The 18930-nt window shown below is 70.6% G+C and carries 13 protein-coding genes; 6 read left to right on the top strand and 7 right to left on the bottom strand.

Features of this window, described 5'->3' with window-relative positions:
* Positions 1-57: 57 nt before the first annotated feature.
* The 6 genes from bamA to frr all read right to left on the bottom strand — a co-directional run bounded on the left by bamA (position 58) and on the right by frr (position 7853).
* Positions 58-2622 (bottom strand): outer membrane protein assembly factor BamA, encoded by a 2565-nt coding sequence (gene bamA, locus PGN25_09400; protein ID MEH3117791.1) that lies wholly within the window; start codon positions 2620-2622, stop codon positions 58-60.
* Positions 2623-2969: 347 nt separating this feature from the next.
* The gene (gene rseP, locus PGN25_09395; GenBank protein ID MEH3117790.1) at positions 2970-4130 is read right to left on the bottom strand and encodes an RIP metalloprotease RseP; all 1161 of its coding nucleotides are present in this window, start codon (positions 4128-4130) and stop codon (positions 2970-2972) included.
* A 224-nt stretch (positions 4131-4354) separates the two neighbouring features.
* Positions 4355-5533 carry a 1-deoxy-D-xylulose-5-phosphate reductoisomerase gene (gene dxr / locus PGN25_09390; protein MEH3117789.1) on the bottom strand — a complete coding sequence of 393 codons (1179 nt, stop codon included), beginning with the start codon at positions 5531-5533 and terminating at the stop codon, positions 4355-4357.
* Between the two features lie 15 nt (positions 5534-5548).
* Positions 5549-6409 (bottom strand): phosphatidate cytidylyltransferase, encoded by an 861-nt coding sequence (locus tag PGN25_09385; protein MEH3117788.1) that lies wholly within the window; start codon positions 6407-6409, stop codon positions 5549-5551.
* The gene (locus tag PGN25_09380; GenBank protein MEH3117787.1) at positions 6409-7188 is read right to left on the bottom strand and encodes an isoprenyl transferase; all 780 of its coding nucleotides are present in this window, start codon (positions 7186-7188) and stop codon (positions 6409-6411) included. Before PGN25_09380 ends, PGN25_09385 begins: the two co-directional genes overlap by 1 nt.
* A gap of 101 nt (positions 7189-7289) precedes the next feature.
* The gene (gene frr / locus PGN25_09375; GenBank protein ID MEH3117786.1) at positions 7290-7853 is read right to left on the bottom strand and encodes a ribosome recycling factor; all 564 of its coding nucleotides are present in this window, start codon (positions 7851-7853) and stop codon (positions 7290-7292) included.
* A 283-nt stretch (positions 7854-8136) separates the two neighbouring features.
* Here frr and PGN25_09370 point away from each other — a divergent pair, with 283 nt between their 5' ends.
* Positions 8137-9789: an FAD-binding dehydrogenase gene (locus PGN25_09370; protein MEH3117785.1), complete on the top strand. Its 1653-nt coding sequence runs from the start codon at positions 8137-8139 to the stop codon at positions 9787-9789.
* A gap of 69 nt (positions 9790-9858) precedes the next feature.
* On the opposite strand, the gene PGN25_09365 is transcribed toward PGN25_09370, so the two are convergent.
* A complete protein-coding gene (locus PGN25_09365) occupies positions 9859-11169 on the bottom strand; it encodes an FAD-dependent monooxygenase (protein MEH3117784.1) in 1311 nt (436 codons plus the stop codon).
* Positions 11170-11438: 269 nt separating this feature from the next.
* On the opposite strand from PGN25_09365, the gene tesB reads away from it, so the two are divergent.
* The 5 genes from tesB (at position 11439) to PGN25_09340 (ending at position 18920) form a co-directional block, all read left to right on the top strand.
* Positions 11439-12302: an acyl-CoA thioesterase II gene (gene tesB / locus PGN25_09360; protein MEH3117783.1), complete on the top strand. Its 864-nt coding sequence runs from the start codon at positions 11439-11441 to the stop codon at positions 12300-12302.
* Positions 12303-12583: 281 nt separating this feature from the next.
* The gene (locus PGN25_09355; protein ID MEH3117782.1) at positions 12584-12922 is read left to right on the top strand and encodes a P-II family nitrogen regulator; all 339 of its coding nucleotides are present in this window, start codon (positions 12584-12586) and stop codon (positions 12920-12922) included.
* A 130-nt stretch (positions 12923-13052) separates the two neighbouring features.
* Entirely contained in the window at positions 13053-14555 is a 1503-nt protein-coding gene (locus tag PGN25_09350; protein ID MEH3117781.1) for an ammonium transporter, read from the top strand.
* A 345-nt stretch (positions 14556-14900) separates the two neighbouring features.
* Positions 14901-16151 (top strand): outer membrane beta-barrel protein, encoded by a 1251-nt coding sequence (locus tag PGN25_09345; GenBank protein MEH3117780.1) that lies wholly within the window; start codon positions 14901-14903, stop codon positions 16149-16151.
* Between the two features lie 174 nt (positions 16152-16325).
* Entirely contained in the window at positions 16326-18920 is a 2595-nt protein-coding gene (locus PGN25_09340; protein MEH3117779.1) for a DNA translocase FtsK, read from the top strand.
* The last annotated feature ends 10 nt before the right edge of the window (positions 18921-18930 follow it).

Genomic DNA, 18930 nt, shown 5'->3' with positions numbered 1-18930 from the left:
AAAGAGCCGGGCCCGGGATCGACTGGGCACGGCTCTTTCAGGTACGGGCCTCGGGGATCAGAAGCGCGAGCCGCCGGAGAAGCGGAACGCCTGGAGCTGGTCCTTGCCGGCCCGACCCACGGCCGTCGCGACACCCTCGTCCTTCGTCAGGGCGTAGGCGTAGTCGAACCGGATCGGGCCGAGCGGCGAGTTCCACAGGATCGAGGCACCGACCGAGGAGCGGATCGTCGGCTTGTCGCGCACGTTCACGCATTCGGGCTCGACCTTGATCGCGGTGCTGCCGAAGTTCGTGTAGTTGCAGCCCGATCCGGGGGCGAAGCCGTTGATGAAGCCGTCGCCGTTCACGTCGAAGTTGCGGCTGCCGGCGTAGCCGAACAGCGTACCGGCATCGGCGAACACGGCGCCCTTCAGGCCGAGATCCTTCGGCAGGCCCCAGATCGGGAACTGAACCTCGAGCGTACCGCCGAAATAGGTGGTGCCGCCGATGGCGTTGGAGCGGGCGTCGGCGATGCCGACGTCGCGCGGGCCGAGGCCGTTCGGGGCGAAGCCGCGGACGAGGGACGGGCCGAGGAAGAACTGGTCGGTGATGCGCAGCGGCTGACTGTCGAGATTCGAGATGTGGCCGCCCTGGACGCGCACGAAGCCGACCACGTCCTCCCACAGTTCCTTGTAGTAGCGGGCGTCGCCCGTCACGCGGAAGAACTTGGAGTCGCCGCCGATGCCGGCGATGTCGGGCTTCACCTCGCCGTAGAAGCCGTTCGAGGGGCGCTGGAGGTTGTCCAGCGTCGAGTAGGCCAGGGTGACGCCCGCCAGCGAGGTCAGCACGTTGCCCTGCTGGCCCTTGAGGGCGATCGAGGCCTCGCCGTCGAAGGCGCAGGCCGGGTAGGCCGGCGTGCCGCTCACGTCGCGACCGCTCGAGGGATCGATCGTCCCGGTCGGATTGAGAGCGGTGTAGCCGGGAATGGCCACCGAGCAGTCGTTGTAGGGCCGCTTGATCGTGTTCGGCACCCGCAGCTCGGTGTTGTAGAGCGAGTAGCGGAAGGTGACGCCGAACTCCTCGGTGATCGGCAGGCCGAGGCGGAGCTGGCCGCCGTAGACGGTGGTCTCGTAGCGCGACCAGCGGGTCAGGTCGGAGTACTTGTAGAAGGCGTCGAAGCCGGCCGCGAGGCGGTAGCCGAGGAAGTACGGCTCGGTGAAGGAGAAGTCGATGCCGCGGGCGAACTGGCCGCCCTGCACGGCCAAGCGCACGTACTGGCCGCGGCCCAGGAAGTTCGACTCGGAGACCGAGACCTCGCCGATGATGCCGTCCTGGGTCGAGTAGCCGCCCGCCACCGAGAACGAGCCCGTGGGCTGATCCTCGACGTCGATGTTCACCACCACCCGGTCCGGCGCCGAGCCCGGCTCGTTGGAGAACCGGACCTTCTTGAAGAAGCCGAGGCCGTTCAGCCGTCGCTCGGCCCGGTCGACCAGCACGCGGTTGTAGGCGTCGCCCTCGGTCAGGTCGAGTTCGCGGCGGATGACGTAGTCGCGGGTGCGGGTGTTGCCGCGGATGTTGATGCGCTCGACGTAGACGCGCGGGCCGTCCTCGACCACGAAGCCGAGGGCGACCTGATGCGTGGCGCGGTCGCGCTGGCCGGTCGGGCGCACCTGGGCGAAGGGGTAGCCCTGGCGGTTGACCTCGTTGGTGACGCCGACCAGCGTCTTCTCGACGTCCTCGGCGTTGTAGACGTCGCCGACCTGGGCGCGGATCTGCCCGTCCAGCGCCTCGCGGTCGACGCCGGGGATGCGCGGGTCCACCGCCACCGCGCCCACCGTGTAGGGCTCGCCTTCCTCGACGGTGACGGTGACGACCCAGCCGGCCTCCTCGCCCGCTTCGACGTAGCGGGCATCGGCGTTGACGACGCGGAAGTCGGCGTAGCCGTTCTTGAGGTAGTAGCGGCGCACGACGTCGAGGTCGGCGGAGATGCGGTCGGGATCGTAGACGTCGGAGGTCTTGATGAACGACAGGAAGTTCATCTCGGAGGAGGACATCAGCCCCTTGAGGGTCGATTCCGAGTAGGCTTGGTTGCCGACGAAGTGGATCTCGCGGATGCCGGTCTTGTCGCCCTCGTCGATGGTGAAGACGACGTCGGAGCGGCCGCTGGGCAGGTCGACGAGGCGGGAGCCGACCTTGGCCGTGCCGCGGCCCGAGCGCTTGTACACGTCCCGGATCCGCTCGACGTCCGCGGCGATCACCGCCTGGCTCAGGGCGCCGCGCTCCTTGGTCTCGACCACGCCTTCCAGCGTCGCCTTCTCGACCTTCTTGTTGCCCTCGAAGAAGACGCGGCCGACCACGTTGTTCTCACGCACCCGCACCACGGTGGTGCCGCCGCGGCCCGAGACCTGCACGTCGGAGAAGAGGCCGGTGGAGAGAAGGTTGCGCCGCGCTTCCTCGGGCGAGCCGGAGGCGGTGCCGGTGACGTAGGAGCGGATCGTGTCGGAATCGACCCGACGGTTGCCTTCGACGACGATCTGCTGGGCCTGCGCGGCCGCGCCGCCGAGGATCACGCCGGCGGCGGTGGCGACCAGAACGATGGCCTGCTCCGCCGACTTTCGCCGGCGCTTTCCCGTCATCGACATCATGTAATCGCCCGTCTCTTTTTGTCTCAGCACGGGTTCGCACCCGCAGGCAGCCGCCCTTAAGGCTCGCCGCCCTCTGGTCCCAGCCACGCTTGTATCGGGATTCCCCCACGAAGCAAACGCGGGCGAAGTCCGGCATCCCGGGATTTTGGGGGGTCGTGGCCTTCGCGCCACTTAACGCGAAAGACCCGTTCCGGATGATCCCGGATTAAGGTGAATAGGGCGTAAATATGGTCGGGATCACGACTTTCCCGATCCTGTCCGGATCGTGCCAAGTGCTTGTCAACCCAAAACGCGAGCGGCCCGGCATGCGAGCCGGGCCGTCGAATCGGGTGGGATCACGCGTCGGATCAGGTGCCGCGCTGGCTCAGGGAGGCGCCCAGATTCAGGATGTCGTTCCAGGCGGCGAACAGCATCAGCATCAGCACGAAGGCCAGCCCGATGCGGAAGCCGATCTCCTGCGCCCGCTCGCTCAAGGGGCGCCCGCGCACCGCCTCGAAGGCGTAGAACAGCAGATGGCCGCCGTCGAGCAGCGGGATCGGGAACAGGTTCAGGAGCCCGATCGAGACCGAGAGCAGGGCGATCAGCCCGATCAGCCCGCCGACGCCGCCGACCCGCGCGACCTCGCCCGAGACCCGGGCGATGCCGATCGGACCCGAGAGCTGGTCGGCGGACTCGCGGCCGGTGACGAGCTTGCCGATGTAGTCGAAGGTGCGCTCCACCACGAAGGCGGTCTCGTGGACGCCCAGGCGCAGGGAGTCGAGGGCGCCGTAATGCACGAGCTTGGCCGCGCCGGCGTTCGGCCCGTTGATGCCGAGCCGGCCGAAGCGGTGGCGGCCGAAGGGCGTGCGCTCCTCGATCATGTCGGGCACGGCCGTCAGGGTCGCCGCCTGCCCGCCGCGGTCCACGGTGACCGTCAGCGAGGAGCCGGCGGCGGCGGAGACGACGCGCTGCATGTCGCCGAAGGTGTCGACCGCCTGCCCGTCGATGGTGCGGATCACGTCGCCCGGCTGGAAACCCGCCCGCGCGGCGGCGCTGTTCGGCTGCACCGCCTCGACCCGGGCCGGCGTCTCGTGGCGGCCGTTGACGTAGATCGCCCCGGCGAAGACGGCGATGGCCAGGATGAAGTTGGCGATGGGGCCCGCCGCGACGATGGCCGCGCGCTTGGCCACCGGCTGGGTCGGGAAGCTGACCGCCCGCTCGTGCGGGTTCATGCGGGCGACCGCCTCCGGATCGGGCACGCTGGCGCCGTTGGCGTCGCCGACGAACTTGACGTAGCCGCCGAGCGGGATCGCCGAGAGCTTCCAGCGGGTGCCCCGCCGGTCGTTGAAGCCGCCGAGTTCCGGGCCGAAGCCGATGGAGAAGGCGGTGACGCCGACCCCGCACCAGCGCCCGACCAGGAAGTGACCCATCTCGTGCACGAACACGACGATGGTCAGCACGAACAGGAACGGGATCACCGCGCCGAAGAAGCCGGCCGCGTTGCCGCCCATGCCGCTCAAGAATTCCATGGCCGCCATTCCTTCAGGCCGCGACTGTCGTTAGGAAGCCGACTGTCGAGACCGCAATCGGTTCCGGTCGTATCGGCCGTCCGCCCTGACAGGGCGGCCTCACGGCCCGCAATCCGCGGATCGTCGCACGCCTCACGTTCGAGCGCGAGATCTAATCGCGCGCCGTGCGTGCTCTTGGTGCGTGCTCTTGCTCGACGGCCGTCCCCGATCACACTCGGTGAAGGTCAACCCGCCGCGCGGGCGGCCGGGACCGCCTCCCGGCTCCAGGCGCGCACCTGCGCGTCGATGGCCAGGGCCTCCTCGACGTCATCGGGGGCCCGGCGGTGTTCGGCGGCGAAGCGCTCGACCGCCCGCTCCACCAGTTCGGCGATGCCGTAGAAGGGGATGGCGCCGCGGATGAAGGCGGCCACCGCGATCTCGTTGGCGGCGTTCATCACGGTGGGTGCCGCACCCCCCTCGCTGAGCGCCGCGCGGGCGACCCGCAGGCAGGGGAAGCGGGCCTCGTCCGCGGGCTCGAAGGTGAGGCTGCCGGTGGCGGCCAGATCGAGCGGACGGCCGCGGGCGATCTCCAGGCGATCGCCGAGCCCGAGGCAGTGGGCGATCGGCACGCGCATGTCGGGCATGGCGAGCCCCGCCGTCACCGCGCCGTCGCGCCACGCGATCAGCCCGTGCACGATCGATTGCGGGTGGACGATGACGTCGAGCCGTCCGGCCTCGATGCCGAAGAGGTGGTGGGCTTCGATCAGCTCCAGCCCCTTGTTCATCAGCGAGGCGGAATCGATGTTGATCTTCATGCCCATCGACCAGGTCGGGTGGGCGGCGGCCTCGGTCGGGCTTGCTGCGGCGATGCGCTCGCGGGTCCAGGTGCGGAACGGGCCGCCGGAGGCGGTCAGCGTCATCCTGGCGATGTCGGACACGCGGCCGTCGCCCATCGCCTGGGCGAGCGCGTTGTGCTCGGAATCCACCGGCAGGATGCGGGCGCCGTAGCGCCCGGCGTCGCGCATGAAGGCGTCGCCGGCGCAGACGAGGCTCTCCTTGTTGGCCAGCGCGATGGTGCGCCCGAGCCGGAGCGCCGCGTGGGTGGGCTTCAGGCCCGCCGCCCCGCTCACCGCCGCGACCACGATGTCGGCCTCGCGGGCGACCGCCTCCAGCACCGCGCCCTCGCCCGCGCCGTTCGGGATGCCGGAACCCGCGAGCGCCTCGGCCAGCGCCGGACCGGCGCTCGCGTCGGCGAGCGCGGCGAAGTCGGGCTTCAGCTCCCGGGCGAGCCTGGCCAGGGCTGCGGCGTCCTTCCCGCCGACGAGGGCGCCGACGCGGAAGCGGCCCGCATGCTGGGCGAGCAGGTCCGTGGTCGAGCGGCCGATGGAGCCGGTGGCGCCGAGGACGGTGACGGTGAGGCTCACGGGGATCGTTTCCGTTCAGGCATTCAGGAGCCGCAGGGCGGCGAGGCACAGGCCGGCGAGCCCGGCCACGGCGAAGAAGCCGTCGAGCCGGTCCATGACGCCGCCATGGCCGGGGATCGAACGGCCGGAATCCTTGACGCCGTAGCGCCGCTTGAGGGCGGACTCGACGAGGTCGCCTCCCTGCGACAGGATCGAGGCGAGCCCGCTCAAGACGGCGACCGCCGCGGTGGAGAGAGCGGGCAGCGCGTCCCAGCCCTGCGCGCGGGCGACGAGCACGGTCGCGGTGCCGCCGAGGATGCCGGCGGCGAGGCCGCCGAGCGCGCCCGACCATGTCTTCTTCGGGCTCACCCGCGGCATCAGCTTCGGCCCGCCGATCAGGCGGCCGGTGAAGTAGGCGACGCTGTCGGTCGACCACACCACGGCGAACATCCAGGCCGGACCGACGAGGCCGATGCCGGGATCGATCCGCAGCAGCGTCGGCACCAGGGCGACCACCGCGCCGCCGAGCAGGCCCCAGACCGGCTTGCGCCGGCCCGGACCGTGCCCGAGGACGAGGAGGCCGAGGCTGCCGGCCAGCAGGACGAGGAGCGGCATCCAGGGGGGGGCGCCGAGCAGCACGGCGGCGAGCGCTCCGAACATCGTCGCGCCGGTGAGGCCCAGCAGCGGCAGGAGCGGCTCGGAGCGGGTCATGGCGAGCCACTCGGCGGCGCCGACGGTTCCGGCGATCAGCCAGACGAGGGCGAAGGCCCAGCCGCCGACGATCAGGGTGCCGAGCACCGCCGCACCGAGTACCAGCGCCGAGGCGACGCGCAGGCCGAACTCGCGCGTGGCGAAGGGCGCGCGCCGTGCCGTGGAAACGGCTTCGTCGGCGGCCATCAGCCGGCCCCGGCACCGAGGCCGCCGAAGCGGCGGTCGCGGCGGTGATACTCGTCGATCGCCGCGCGGAAGGCGTCGTGGTCGAAATCCGGCCAGAGGCCCGGTTCGATCACGTACTCGGCATAGACCGTCTGCCAGGTCAGGAAGTTCGAGAGGCGCTGCTCGCCGGAGGTGCGGATCACGAGGTCCGGGTCGGGGATGCCGGCGGTGTCGAGCGCTTCCGCGATGGTCGGCAGGTCGATCTCCTCGGGCCGCAGGCGTCCCTCGGCGACGGCTGACGCAATGCGTTTCACGGCCCGGAGAATCTCCTGGCGTCCGCCGTAGTTGAAGGCGACGACCAGGGTCAGGCCGGTATTGGCGCCGGTGCGCGCCTCCGCCTCGTCGAGCAGGCCGGCGATGTCCGGCGAGAGGTCGGCCCGGTCGCCGATCACCCGGATGCGCACGTTGTTGGCGTGGAGGTCGGCGAGGTCGCCGCGCACGAACAGCTTGAGCAGGCCCATCAGTTCGGAGACTTCCGAGGGCGGCCGGCGCCAGTTCTCGGAGGAGAAGCTGTAGACGGTGAGATAGTCGACGCCGAGGGTGATCGCGGAGCGCACCGCACGGCGCACGGCCTCGACGCCGCGGCGGTGCCCCTCGAAGCGGGGCAGGCCCCGGCGCGCGGCCCAGCGGCCGTTGCCGTCCATGATGATGGCGACGTGCCGCGGCGCCGGCCGCGCCGCGCCCTCGGGGGCGGCCCCGGCCGCCTCCCCGATCTGCCGCGCGCTCTCCGAGCGAACCAACGCAGCCTCCCCCTCTCGTCGCACCCCTTGCCGCCCCCCCTTGCCGCCGCGGCCCGGCGCGGCCCCGCCCCGCCCATCCTCGCGCGATGCAGGTCGGGCGTTCAGACCTGCATGATCTCCTTTTCCTTGGCCGCCAGAACGCCGTCGATCTCGGCAATGGCGTCGTCGGTGGCCTTCTGGACCTCGCCGGCCTGACGCTTCTCGTCGTCCTGGCCGATGGCGCCGTCCTTCTCCAGCTTCTTCAGGATGTCGAGGCCGTCGCGGCGCACGTGGCGCACGGCGACGCGGGCCTCCTCGGTGTATTTGTGGGCGACCTTGACCATCTCCTTGCGGCGCTGCTCGTTCATCTCGGGGATGCGCAGGCGGATGGTCTGGCCTTCCGTCATCGGATTGAGGCCGAGATCGGATTCGCGGATCGCCTTCTCGACGTTGGTGACCATCGAGCGGTCCCACACCGAGATCGAGAGCAGGCGCGGCTCCGGCACGCTCACGGTCGCGACCTGGGCCATCGGCATCGAGGCGCCGTAGGCCTCGACCTGGATCGGATCGAGCAGGCTCGGCGTCGCGCGGCCGGTGCGCAGCGATCCCAGATCCTTGCTCAGGGAGGAGACGGCACCCTGCATGCGGCGCTTGATGTCGCCGAGGTCGAAATCCGGTGTGGCCATGGGTTCGAAGATCCCGGGTTTTCAGACAATCCCGATGCGGTCGGGCGGAGCGGATCGCAGGCGCGGACGCGCCCGGCGCGCGGTGCCGCTACATGAACGAAAAACCGGGTGGCCGCAAATGGCGGCGGAGGCGTGCCGGCCCGAGGTGTCGGCGGCCAACTCGGCTGACAATCGCGTGACAATCGCGCGCGAACGTGCCGGGCCGCCCCGGCGGCGCGCTTCGCGGGCGGCGGCGGCCATCGTACGACCGACGGCGGATCGTTCTGTGACCTGAGGGAAGACGGTGGCGGATGCGGATGTCATCGTCGTCGGTGCGGGGCTGGCCGGCCTCGTCGCCGCGACGGAACTCGCCGATGCGGGGCGCAGGGTCATCGTGCTCGATCAGGAGCCGGAACAGGCTCTCGGCGGCCAAGCGTTCTGGTCGCTCGGCGGCCTGTTCATGGTCGATACCCCCGAGCAGCGGCGCCAGCGTATTCGCGACAGCCTCGACCTCGCTCTGCAGGACTGGATGGGCTCGGCGGGCTTCGACCGCGAGGAGGATGGCTGGCCCCGCCGCTGGGCCGAGGCCTACGTCGCCTTCGCGGCGGGCGAGAAGCGGGCTTGGCTGCGCGCCATGGGGCACCGCCTGTTCCCGGTCGTGGGCTGGGCCGAGCGCGGCGGCGGCGCGGCGACGACGCACGGCAACTCGGTGCCGCGCTTCCACCTGACCTGGGGCACCGGCCCTGGTGTCGTGGCGCCGTTCGAGCGGCGGGCGCGGGAGGCGGAGAAGCACGGCCGTCTGACCTTCCGGTTCCGGTACCGGGTCGACGGCCTCGTCGTCACCAACGGCACCGTCGAGGGGGTGCACGGCGCCGTCCTCGAACCGAGCGCGGCGGCGCGCGGCGCCCCTTCGAGCCGCATCGAGACCGGAACGTTCGCGTTCCGTGCCCAGGCGGTCATCGTCGCGTCCGGCGGCATCGGCGGCAACCACGAACTCGTTCGCAGGAACTGGCCGTCCCGGCTCGGGCCTGTACCGCGGCGGATGGTGTCGGGCGTGCCCGAGCACGTCGATGGGCGGATGATCGGCATCACGGAAGCGGCCGGCGCCCGCCTGATCAACCGCGACCGCATGTGGCACTACGTCGAGGGATTGCGGAACTGGAACCCGATCTGGCCGAACCACGGCATTCGCATCCTGCCGGGCCCGTCCTCGATGTGGTTCGATGCGTTCGGGCGTCGGCTGCCGGCGCCGCTCTATCCCGGCTACGACACGCTCGGCACCCTGGAGCATCTTGCCAGGACAGGCGAAGACTATTCCTGGTTCGTGCTGAACCAGACCGTCATCCGCCGCGAATTCGCACTCTCGGGTTCGGAGCAGAACCCGGACATCACGGGCAAGGACTGGCGCATGACGCTGAAGCGCGCCGTCGGCAGGAACGCGCCGGCGCCCGTCGAAGCGTTCAAGACGCACGGCGCGGACTTCGTGGTGCGCGACGATCTGGAGGCGCTGGTCGCGGGCATGAACGCGCTCGCCGGCAACGACCGCATCCGCCTCGATGCGCTCCGCGCCGAGATCGTCGCACGGGACCGTGAACTGGCGAACGTCTTCTGCAAGGATGCGCAGGTGATGGGCATCCGCAACGCCCGCAGGTCGCTGGGCGACCGGCTGATCCGGACGGCCAAGCCCCATGCCCTGCTCGACCCGACCCACGGCCCGCTGATCGCCGTGCGGCTCAACATCCTCACACGCAAGACCCTCGGCGGCTTCGAGACCGACCTGGACGGCCGCGTGTTCGGGCGCGACGGTGCGATCATGCCGGGCCTCTACGCGGCCGGCGAGGCTTCCGGGTTCGGTGGCGGTGGCATGCACGGCTACCGCTCGCTCGAAGGCACCTTCCTGGGCGGATGCCTGTTCAGCGGCCGCAATGCCGGTCGCGCGGCAGCGCAGGCGACCTGAACCCTCGATCGCTCCTCGAAGACGGCCGGCGACGGGGTTTGCCGCAGCCATGCACCCCTTGCGCCCGCCTCACAGAGCTTCGCCCCGCAGCAGGCGCGGCGTCCGTCCCCGCAGGGCCGAGGCCTGCCCGATGAAGAAGTGCTTCAGGCCCGGCATCCGGTCGACGAGGCCGAGGCCGAGGTCGCGGGCGAGGCGCAGGGTCAGGCTGTCGTTGGAGAACAGGCGGTTGAGCCCGTCGGTCACTGCGGCCATCGCCACCGTGTCGAAGCGGCGCGCCTGCTCGTAGTCGCGCAGCACCGCGTCCGCGCCGGGATCGAGCCCGAGCCGCAGGGCGCCGGTCACCGCCTCGGCGAGCGCCGCCGCCCCGGCGAGGCCGAGATTGAGCCCCTGGCCGGCCAGCGGGTGGATGACGTGGGCGGCGTCCCCGAGCAGCGCGAGGCGGGGCGCCCGGAAGCTGCGGGCGATGCCGAGATGCAGCGGGTGGGCGCTCGGGCCGTGTTCCAGGGTGATCCGCCCGAGTTCGGGCCCGAACCGGCGCTCGATTTCCGCCAGCGCCTCCTCGGCGCCCCCGCCGAGCAGGGCCGCCACCTCGGCGCTGCGCTCGGTCCAGACGATGGAGGAGCGGTGGCCGAGCGCGCCCCCGGCCGCGAGCGGCAGGATCGCGAAGGGGCCGCTCGGCAGGAAGTGCTCGAAGGCCCGCCCCTCGTGGGCGCGGGCGTGCCGAATCGTCGCGACGATGCCCGATTGCGTGTAGGACCAGCCGACCCAGCCGATGCCGGCAGCCTCCCGCAGCGCCGAGCGCGCGCCGTCGGCGGCGACGACGAGCGCGGCGTCGGCCTCGCTGCCGTCGCTCAGGCGGGCCCGGATCGCGCGCGGGCCCGGCACGGCGGCGCGCACGCCCGCCGTCGCGAGCCGGACGCCCGCGTCCCGGCAGGCGTCGATCAGAACGCCGGCCAGGGGCTCGGCCTCGACCATGTGGGCGAAGGGCTCGCCCGCCTCGCGCGCCTCCGTGCCGTCGCCGAAGGTGAGGAAGACCGGCCGCACCGGGTCGCCGACCCGGCTGTCGCTGATGACGAGGCGGCGCATCGGCTCCGCCGCCGGAGCGATCCGGGGCCACAGGCCGAGGCGCTCGAACATCCGCCGCGGTCCGGCCGCGACGGCGTAGGCGCGCCCGCGATGGCGCGCCGCGCCCGCCGCCAGGCCGGGATCGCAGACCGCCACGTCGAGGGCGGCCCCGTGCGCCTGCTTCAGGGCGAGCGCCAGGGTGAGGCTGGCGATGCCCGCCCCGGCCACGAGCAGGCTGCGGCTCCCGGCGCGGCGGTCCCCGATGGGAGGATCCCCGATCGGATGCTCCCGGAGAGGATGGTCGATTGCGCTCATCGGGCGTGCCCCTCCCCCCCCGCTGCCGGTTCGGTGCCGTACTTGGCGCGCGACCCTACTTGGCGCGCGACCCTGGCGCGCGACGCCGGAATCGGTCCGTGATAGCCCGCCCGTCCGCCGCCCGCACCCGGGCGTGACGGATTCGGCTGCATTCGCCGCGGGATGAAACGCCGTGGCCTTGTCCGGAGGGGCCGCTATGTGGCTCGTCCGTATCCGCGGGGCCGGGTCTTCCGTCCCTTTCCCCCCACGCAAGCCGTCGTGAAGCTGCCATGCCCGATCCCGTCGATGCGCTCCTCGCGATCCTCGATCTGGAGCGCCTGGAGACCGATCTGTTCCGCGGGATCAGCCCCCGGATCGGCTGGCCGCGGGTGTTCGGCGGTCAGGTCGTGGCACAGGCGCTGGTCGCGGCCTCCCGCACCGTCGAGGCGTCGCGCCCGCCGCACTCGCTGCACGCCTACTTCCTGCTCGGCGGCGATCCCCAGGTGCCGATCGTCTACGAGGTCGAGCGCATCCGCGACGGCGGCAGCTTCACCACCCGCCGGGTCAAGGCGGTCCAGAAGGGCCGCGCGATCTTCGCCATGTCCGTCTCGTTCCATGTGGCGGAGGAGGGGTTCGATCACGCCGCGGCGCGGCCCAACGTGCCCGGTCCCGAGGCGCTCGCCGACGCGCGGACGCTTGCGCGCGACGAGGGCAGCATCGTGCCCGAGCCCCTGCGTGCCTACTTCACCAAGGCCTGGCCGATCGAATTGCGGCCGGTCGAGGTCGAGCGCTACCGCGACCGCACGCCGAGGCCCCCGCGCTACCACGTCTGGATGCGCGCGACGAAGCCTCTGCCGGACGATCCCGCGATCCACCGGGCCGTGCTCGCCTACGCCTCGGACATGACCCTGCTCGATTCGACCCTGATCCCGCATGGGCGCACGGTGTTCGACCCCGAGATCCAGTCCGCCAGCCTCGATCACGCGCTGTGGTTCCACCGTCCGTTCCGGATGGATTCCTGGCTGCTCTACGCGCAGGACAGCCCGAGCGCCGCGGGGGCCCTGGGATTTGCCCGCGGCACGTTCCACGACGAGGAGGGACGTCTCGTCGCCTCCGTCGCCCAGGAGGGGCTGATCCGCCTGCGTCGCGTCTGAACGGGCGGCGGGGATGCGTCTTTCGGCGAGGGCGCTCGTTTGTGGCGCGTAAACGGACTGATTGCGCATTTATTGGGCGGGCATCGCGCCGTCGATGCCCATTGGGCGATCATATGCCGCTTACGTTCTGGGCAGAAGTGCGAGGCTGAAAATGGTTCCGCTTGGCATGGTCCTTGAATGAAGGCGCGCGGTCGCAGGGTCATACCGATCCTCGCGGAACCGCTGGGTCTCGGCCGGTGCGCGGCCGGCGGTGAGAAGGCAGAACAAAGGGGGCGCCGCCCATGAAAATCGTGATGGCGATCATCAAGCCGTTCAAGTTGGAGGAGGTTCGCGACGCCCTGACCGGCATCGGCGTGCACGGCCTGACCGTGACCGAGGTCAAGGGCTACGGCCGCCAGAAGGGCCATACCGAGATCTATCGCGGTGCCGAGTACGCCGTGAGCTTCCTGCCCAAGCTCAAGATCGAGGTGGCGGTCTCGGCCGATCTCGTGACCAGCGTGATCGATACGATCGCGGGCGCCGCCCGCACCGGTCAGATCGGCGACGGCAAGATCTTCGTGATGCCGCTCGAGAAGGCGGTCCGCATCCGCACCGGCGAGACCGACGCCGACGCGCTCTGAGGTCCTGCTCCATCCCGGCTTCCACGGCCGCGGCCTCGAGGCTTTCCGTTCCAGCGAAGCGCCCGGCCGCATCGCCTTGTCCCCCCTATCCCTTCACGCTCGACGCATTGCGATCAGGAGCTTCCTGTCCATGAAACCTCGTACCCTTCTCGCGCTCGGGCTGGGAGGGGCCGCCATCGGCCTCCTCCTCGTCGAGCCGTCGCTCGCGCAGTCGCCCGCACCCGAGGCCGCCGCGGCCCCGGCGCCGTCCGCGCCCCTGCCCAACAAGGGCGACACGGCCTGGATGCTGCTCTCGGCGGTCCTGGTCCTGATGATGACCGTGCCGGGCCTGGCGCTGTTCTACGGCGGCCTCGTGCGCACCAAGAACATGCTCTCGGTGCTGACCCAGGTCTTCGCCATCGCCTCGATCGTCTGCCTCCTGTGGGTCACCTACGGCTACAGCTTGGCCTTCACCAACGGCGGCGGCCTCAACGACTTCGTCGGCGGGTTCTCCAAGGCCTTCCTCAAGGGCGTCGACGCCAACGCGGTGGCGGCCACCTTCTCCAACGGCGTCGTGATCCCCGAATACGTCTACATCTGCTTCCAGATGACGTTCGCGATGATCACCCCCGCCCTCATCGTCGGCGCCTTCGCCGAGCGGATGAAGTTCTCGGCGCTGATCGTGTTCACGATCCTCTGGGTCACGCTGATCTACTTCCCGATGGCCCACATGGTCTGGTACTGGGGCGGCCCCGACGTCTTCGCCGACGCCGCGCGCAAGCTCGCCGCCGCCGGTGGCGAGGCCAACGCCGCCGCCAAGGGCGAGTACGACGCCGTGCTCGGTGACGCCGGCATGCTCTTCAAGTGGGGCGCCCTCGACTTCGCCGGCGGCACCGTGGTGCACATCAACGCCGGCATCGCCGGCCTCGTCGGCTGCCTGATGCTCGGCAAGCGCATCGGCTACGGCCGTGACCTGCTCGCCCCGCACTCCCTGACCATGACCACGATCGGCGCCTCGCTGCTCTGGGTCGGCTGGTTCGGCTTCAATGCCGGTTCGAACCTCGAAGCCAACGGCACCACGGGCGTGGCCATGATCAACACCTTCGTGGCCACCGCCGCCGCGGCCGTGTCCTGGCTGTTCGTGGAGTGGGCCGCCAAGGGCAAGCCGTCGCTGCTCGGCATGCTCTCGGGCGCCATCGCCGGCCTCGTCGCCGTCACCCCGGCCGCGGGCTTCGCCGGCCCGATGGGCTCGATCGTGCTCGGCCTCGTCGCGGGCGCGGTCTGCTTCGTGATGTGCTCCACCGTGAAGAACGCGCTCGGCTACGACGACTCCCTCGACGTGTTCGGCGTGCACTGCATCGGCGGCATCATCGGTGCCCTCGCCACCGGCATCCTGGTCTCGCCCGACCTCGGCGGCGCCGGCATCCCCGACTACACCACCAAACCCGGCGAGCTGGTGCTGGGCTCCTACGACATGGTTGCCCAGCTCATCGTCCAGGCGAAGGCGGTCGGCTTCACCCTCCTGTGGTCGGGGATCGGCTCGGCGATCCTCTACAAGCTCGTCGATCTGACGATCGGCCTGCGCGTCACGCAGGAAGAAGAGCGCGAGGGTCTCGACATCGCCGACCACGGCGAGCGCGCCTACAACTACTGATCGATGTCCCTGCCCCTGGGGCAGGTGACGCGAACGAGGGCCCCGGCGCGCCGCGCCGGGGCCTTTTTGCGTCACCGGATGCGAAGACGGATTTGCTGCGCCCTGCGGATTCTCCGGCTGTCGGTTTTTACAAGGTTGACGAAACGTGAAGAGCGCGCCGGTTTTCTGCGAAAGATCCGACTTCTGTGGTGGGAGCAGGCGTTGCCTTCCCGCAACATGGGATCTTCCTTAGGTTGCCCCGACGCGGATTTGCTCAAAAACTAGGCAAATGCGCAAAACTTCATTTTGCCCCGAACGGTCGAGTTCGGCACCTTGGCAGTATCAAAGACCTGGGGGCTGAGCCTGATGACAATCGACACGAAGATCCTGGCCGCGGGGGCGATGCTCTCGACTGTCATCGCGATGCCGGCCCTGGCCGCCGACATGCCGGCGCAGGCGCCCGTGATCGTCGAAGAGCACTGCAAGGCCGCGATCTCGACCCCGACCTTCGGCGGTCTCATCAAGGCGAATCCCAACCCGGCCTGCATCGTCACGGGCCTCGGCGACATCTATGTCGGTGGCGCCATCACCGGATTCGCCTACACCCAGACCAACGCCTTCGGCATCGTCTCGCCCGGCGGTGAGGTGGACCGCTACGGCCGCGTCGACTTCTCGAACCTGCAGGGCTGGATCCAGAAGGCGGACGGCCCGCTGCAGTTCTACGTGCATGCCGGCCTCTACTCGATCCCGGCGCTCGGCCTGCCGCTCTACTCCTCGTTCGAGCAGACCGAGTCGCTGTTCGGCCCGATCCCGGTCGCCTTCGGCAAGTGGCAGATCAACGACGAGTGGTCGATCCAGGCCGGCCGGATGTTCACCAACATCGGCTCCGAACTGCTGTTCTCCTACCAGAACCTGAACATCTCCCGCGGCCTGGTGTTCAACCAGGAGAACTTCATCAACCACGGCGTCCAGGTGAACTACGCCAGCGGGCCCTTCGCGGCCGCCCTCGCGGTGACCGACGGCTTCTATTCCGGCGAACTGAACTGGGTGACGGGCTTCGCCACCTACAAGCTCGACGACTCGAACACGATCGGCATCAACGGCGGCACGCATTTCAGCGACTTCGACGCCTCGACCCGCAGCCCGCGCTTCCAGTTCGCGACGATCAACTCGCTGCAGAACAGCAGCATCGTCAGCGTGAACTACACCTACGCCAACGGGCCGTGGATCATCTCGCCGTACGTCCAGTACACCAACGTCGCCCGCAAGGAGGGTTATCTCACCCCGATCAACGGTGCGGAGACCTGGGGCGGCGCCCTGCTGGCCGGCTACACCTTCACCGACAACTTCGCGCTGGCCGGCCGCGTCGAGTACATCGCGCAGTCGGGCACGCGCGGCGATGTCTCGCCGACCGCGGCGACCAGCGTCCTCTACGGCCCGGGCAGTTCGGCCTTCTCGTTCACGATCACGCCGACCTTCACCTGGGACCGCTACTTCCTCCGCGGCGAGTTCGCGACGGTGCAGGCCTACGACGTGACGCCCGGCTTCGGCTTCGGCCGCGACGGCACCCGCCGCTCGCAGGAGCGCTACCTCGTCGAGACCGGTTTCACCTTCTGACGCCGCCGGCCGGTTCGCCGGCCGGGGACGGTCCCGCCTCGAGAGGCCCCGGAGAGATCCGGGGCCTCTCGCGTTTCACGGGGCAGCGGTCCGACCTCGCGCGCGGATGCTTAGCCCGGCGTTAACCGTCCGGCATTAGCCTTACCGGACCGTTGACACCGGACCGGTTTGCGCATGCGTTCCCTTCGCCGTTCCGCGTCGCCCTACGACACGTTCGTCGACAGCCTGCGGCCCTTCCTGGCCAAGCGGCTGACGGAGTGCGGCGGCCTGATCCTCTTCACCGGCGCCATCGCGCTGACGGTGGCCCTGGCGACCTGGTCGATCGACGACCCGAGCCTCAACCACGCCACCGACCAGCGGGCGCACAACGTGCTCGGCCGCCCCGGCGCCGTGGTGGCCGACCTCGCCATGCAGCTCCTCGGGCTCGGCTCGATCGCGCTCGCCCTGCCCCCCGCCCTGTGGGGCATGCGGCTGATGCGCGAGCGCGACCTGCCGCATGGCGGCATGCGCATCGTGCTGTGGTTCGTCGGCGTCCTGTGCGTGAGCGCGGTCGCGAGCGCGCTGCCGCCGACCACCCGGTGGCCCCTGCCCACCGGCCTCGGCGGCGTGACGGGAGACGCGCTGCTCGCCGGCACGCGGATGCTGATCGGACCGCTGGCGAACTTTTCCGGGTTTCTGTTCGCGGGCATCGCGATCCTCGGCCTCACCGGCGCCTGCCGGGTGACCAAGCCGGAATTCGAGGACGACGAGGCGGCCTACGATGCGCCTCGCTCCGGACGCGCCGCGGCCTACGACGAGCGCCACGATGCCGACGAGCCGAGCCTTGGCATCCTCTCGCTCGGCGCCCTGGCCCAGGCGGTCATGCGCGGGCGCGCCTTGCTGCGCAGCCGGCTCCTGGCGTGGCAGGCGCCGGCCGATGCGGGGGAGGGGCTGGCCTATGCCGGCACCTCGCCCACGCTCGCGGCGCGGCGCGCCTTCTCAGATCCGGAGGACGCTCCCTGGGCGCCCCAGGCCCGCGAGCGCGCCGCCGCCGCGGGTCGCCGCGAGCCGATGTTCGAGCCGGAGGCCGACGAGGCGGCGGCGTCCGCCCGCCCCGCCCCGCCCCGCCCGGCATCGCTCCCCGACGAGGACGACCTGAGCGCCGTCGAGCCGCCCTCTCGCGTCTCGCGCCCGCCGCCGCAGGCCCCCACCGCACGCCCGCGCCCGGTCGAGCCGCGCCCGGAGGCCGGCGAGTACCGGCTGCCGGCCCTGGAACTCCTCGCCCGTCCGCGCGAGGCGGCGCCGGGTTCGGAAGTCTCGGCGGAGGCGCTGGAGCAGAACGCCACGATGCTGGAGGCCACGCTTCAGGATTTCGGCGTGCGCGGCGACATCCTGGCGGTGCGCCCCGGCCCGGTCGTCACCCTCTACGAGCTGGAGCCGGCGCCGGGCACCAAGTCGAGCCGCGTCATCGCGCTGGCCGACGACATCGCCCGCTCGATGTCCGCCGTCTCCGCCCGCGTCGCCGTCGTCCCCGGCCGCAACGCCATCGGCATCGAACTCCCCAACGCCAAGCGCGAGACGGTCTTCCTGCGCGAGCTGCTGGCCTCGGTCGATTTCGTGGAGACCAGGCACAAGCTCGCCCTGTGCCTCGGCAAGAACATCGGTGGCGAGCCGATCATCGCCGACCTCGCCCGCATGCCGCACCTGCTGGTCGCCGGCACCACCGGCTCGGGCAAGTCGGTGGCCATCAACACCATGATCCTCAGCCTGCTCTACCGGATGAAGCCGGAGGCGTGCCGCCTGATCATGGTCGATCCCAAGATGCTGGAACTGTCGGTCTACGACGGCATCCCGCACCTGCTCTCCCCCGTCGTCACCGACCCGAAGAAGGCGGTCATCGCCCTCAAATGGGCCGTGCGCGAGATGGAGGAGCGCTACAAGAAGATGTCCAAGGTCGGCGTGCGCAACATCGACGGCTTCAACGCGCGCCTCGAAGAGGCCCGCGCCCGCGGCGAGACCCTGACGCGGACGGTGCAGACCGGCTTCGACCGCACCACCGGCGAGGCGGTCTACGAGGACGAGGTCATGGACCTCAACCCGCTGCCCTACATCGTGATCGTGGTCGACGAGATGGCCGACCTGATGATGGTGGCGGGCAAGGACATCGAGGGGGCGATCCAGCGGCTGGCGCAGATGGCGCGGGCGGCGGGCATCCACCTGATCATGGCGACGCAACGCCCGAGCGTGGACGTGATCACCGGCACGATCAAGGCGAACTTCCCGACCCGGATCTCGTTCCAGGTGACGAGCAAGATCGACTCGCGCACGATCTTAGGGGAGATGGGCGCGGAGCAGTTGCTGGGCCAGGGCGACATGCTGTTCATGGCCGGCGGCGGGCGCACGACCCGCGTGCACGGGCCGTTCTGCTCGGACGCGGAGGTCGAGAGCGTGGTGGCCCATCTCAAGCGCCAGGGCCGGCCCTCCTACCTCGAAGCGGTCACGGCGGAGGAGGGCGAGATCCCGGCCGGTGCCGCGGCGTCCGAGGACGGCCCGGTCTTCGATGCCGGCCAGTTCGGCGGCGGGGAGGGCGGCGACCTCTACGAGCAGGCGGTGGCCGTGGTGCTGCGGGACAAGAAGGCCTCGACCAGCTACATCCAGCGCCGCCTCCAGATCGGCTACAACCGTGCCGCCTCGCTGATGGAGCGCATGGAGACCGAAGGTCTCGTCGGCCCGGCCAACCACGCCGGCAAGCGCGAGATCCTGGTCGAGCCCGAGCCCCAGGATTACTGAGCCGCTTCGC

Origin of the sequence: Methylorubrum populi (assembly GCA_036946625.1) — a bacterium.
Taxonomy (GTDB): domain Bacteria; phylum Pseudomonadota; class Alphaproteobacteria; order Rhizobiales; family Beijerinckiaceae; genus Methylobacterium; species Methylobacterium populi_C.
The sequence above is the reverse complement of the archived record's forward strand: the minus strand, read 5'-3'. Positions and strand labels throughout refer to the sequence as shown.

Bases quoted from the DNA above. Each gene is read 5' to 3' on its own strand.
- PGN25_09340 (MEH3117779.1), top strand. From the start codon at position 16,326: ATGCGTTCCCTTCGCCGTTCCGCGTCGCCCTACGACACGTTCGTCGAC.
- tesB (MEH3117783.1), top strand. From the start codon at position 11,439: ATGCCCGATCCCGTCGATGCGCTCCTCGCGATCCTCGATCTGGAGCGC.
- PGN25_09355 (MEH3117782.1), top strand. From the start codon at position 12,584: ATGAAAATCGTGATGGCGATCATCAAGCCGTTCAAGTTGGAGGAGGTT.
- rseP (MEH3117790.1), bottom strand. From the start codon at position 4,130: ATGGAATTCTTGAGCGGCATGGGCGGCAACGCGGCCGGCTTCTTCGGC.
- frr (MEH3117786.1), bottom strand. From the start codon at position 7,853: ATGGCCACACCGGATTTCGACCTCGGCGACATCAAGCGCCGCATGCAG.
- PGN25_09345 (MEH3117780.1), top strand. From the start codon at position 14,901: ATGACAATCGACACGAAGATCCTGGCCGCGGGGGCGATGCTCTCGACT.
- bamA (MEH3117791.1), bottom strand. From the start codon at position 2,622: ATGATGTCGATGACGGGAAAGCGCCGGCGAAAGTCGGCGGAGCAGGCC.
- PGN25_09385 (MEH3117788.1), bottom strand. From the start codon at position 6,409: ATGGCCGCCGACGAAGCCGTTTCCACGGCACGGCGCGCGCCCTTCGCC.
- PGN25_09350 (MEH3117781.1), top strand. From the start codon at position 13,053: ATGAAACCTCGTACCCTTCTCGCGCTCGGGCTGGGAGGGGCCGCCATC.
- PGN25_09365 (MEH3117784.1), bottom strand. From the start codon at position 11,169: ATGAGCGCAATCGACCATCCTCTCCGGGAGCATCCGATCGGGGATCCT.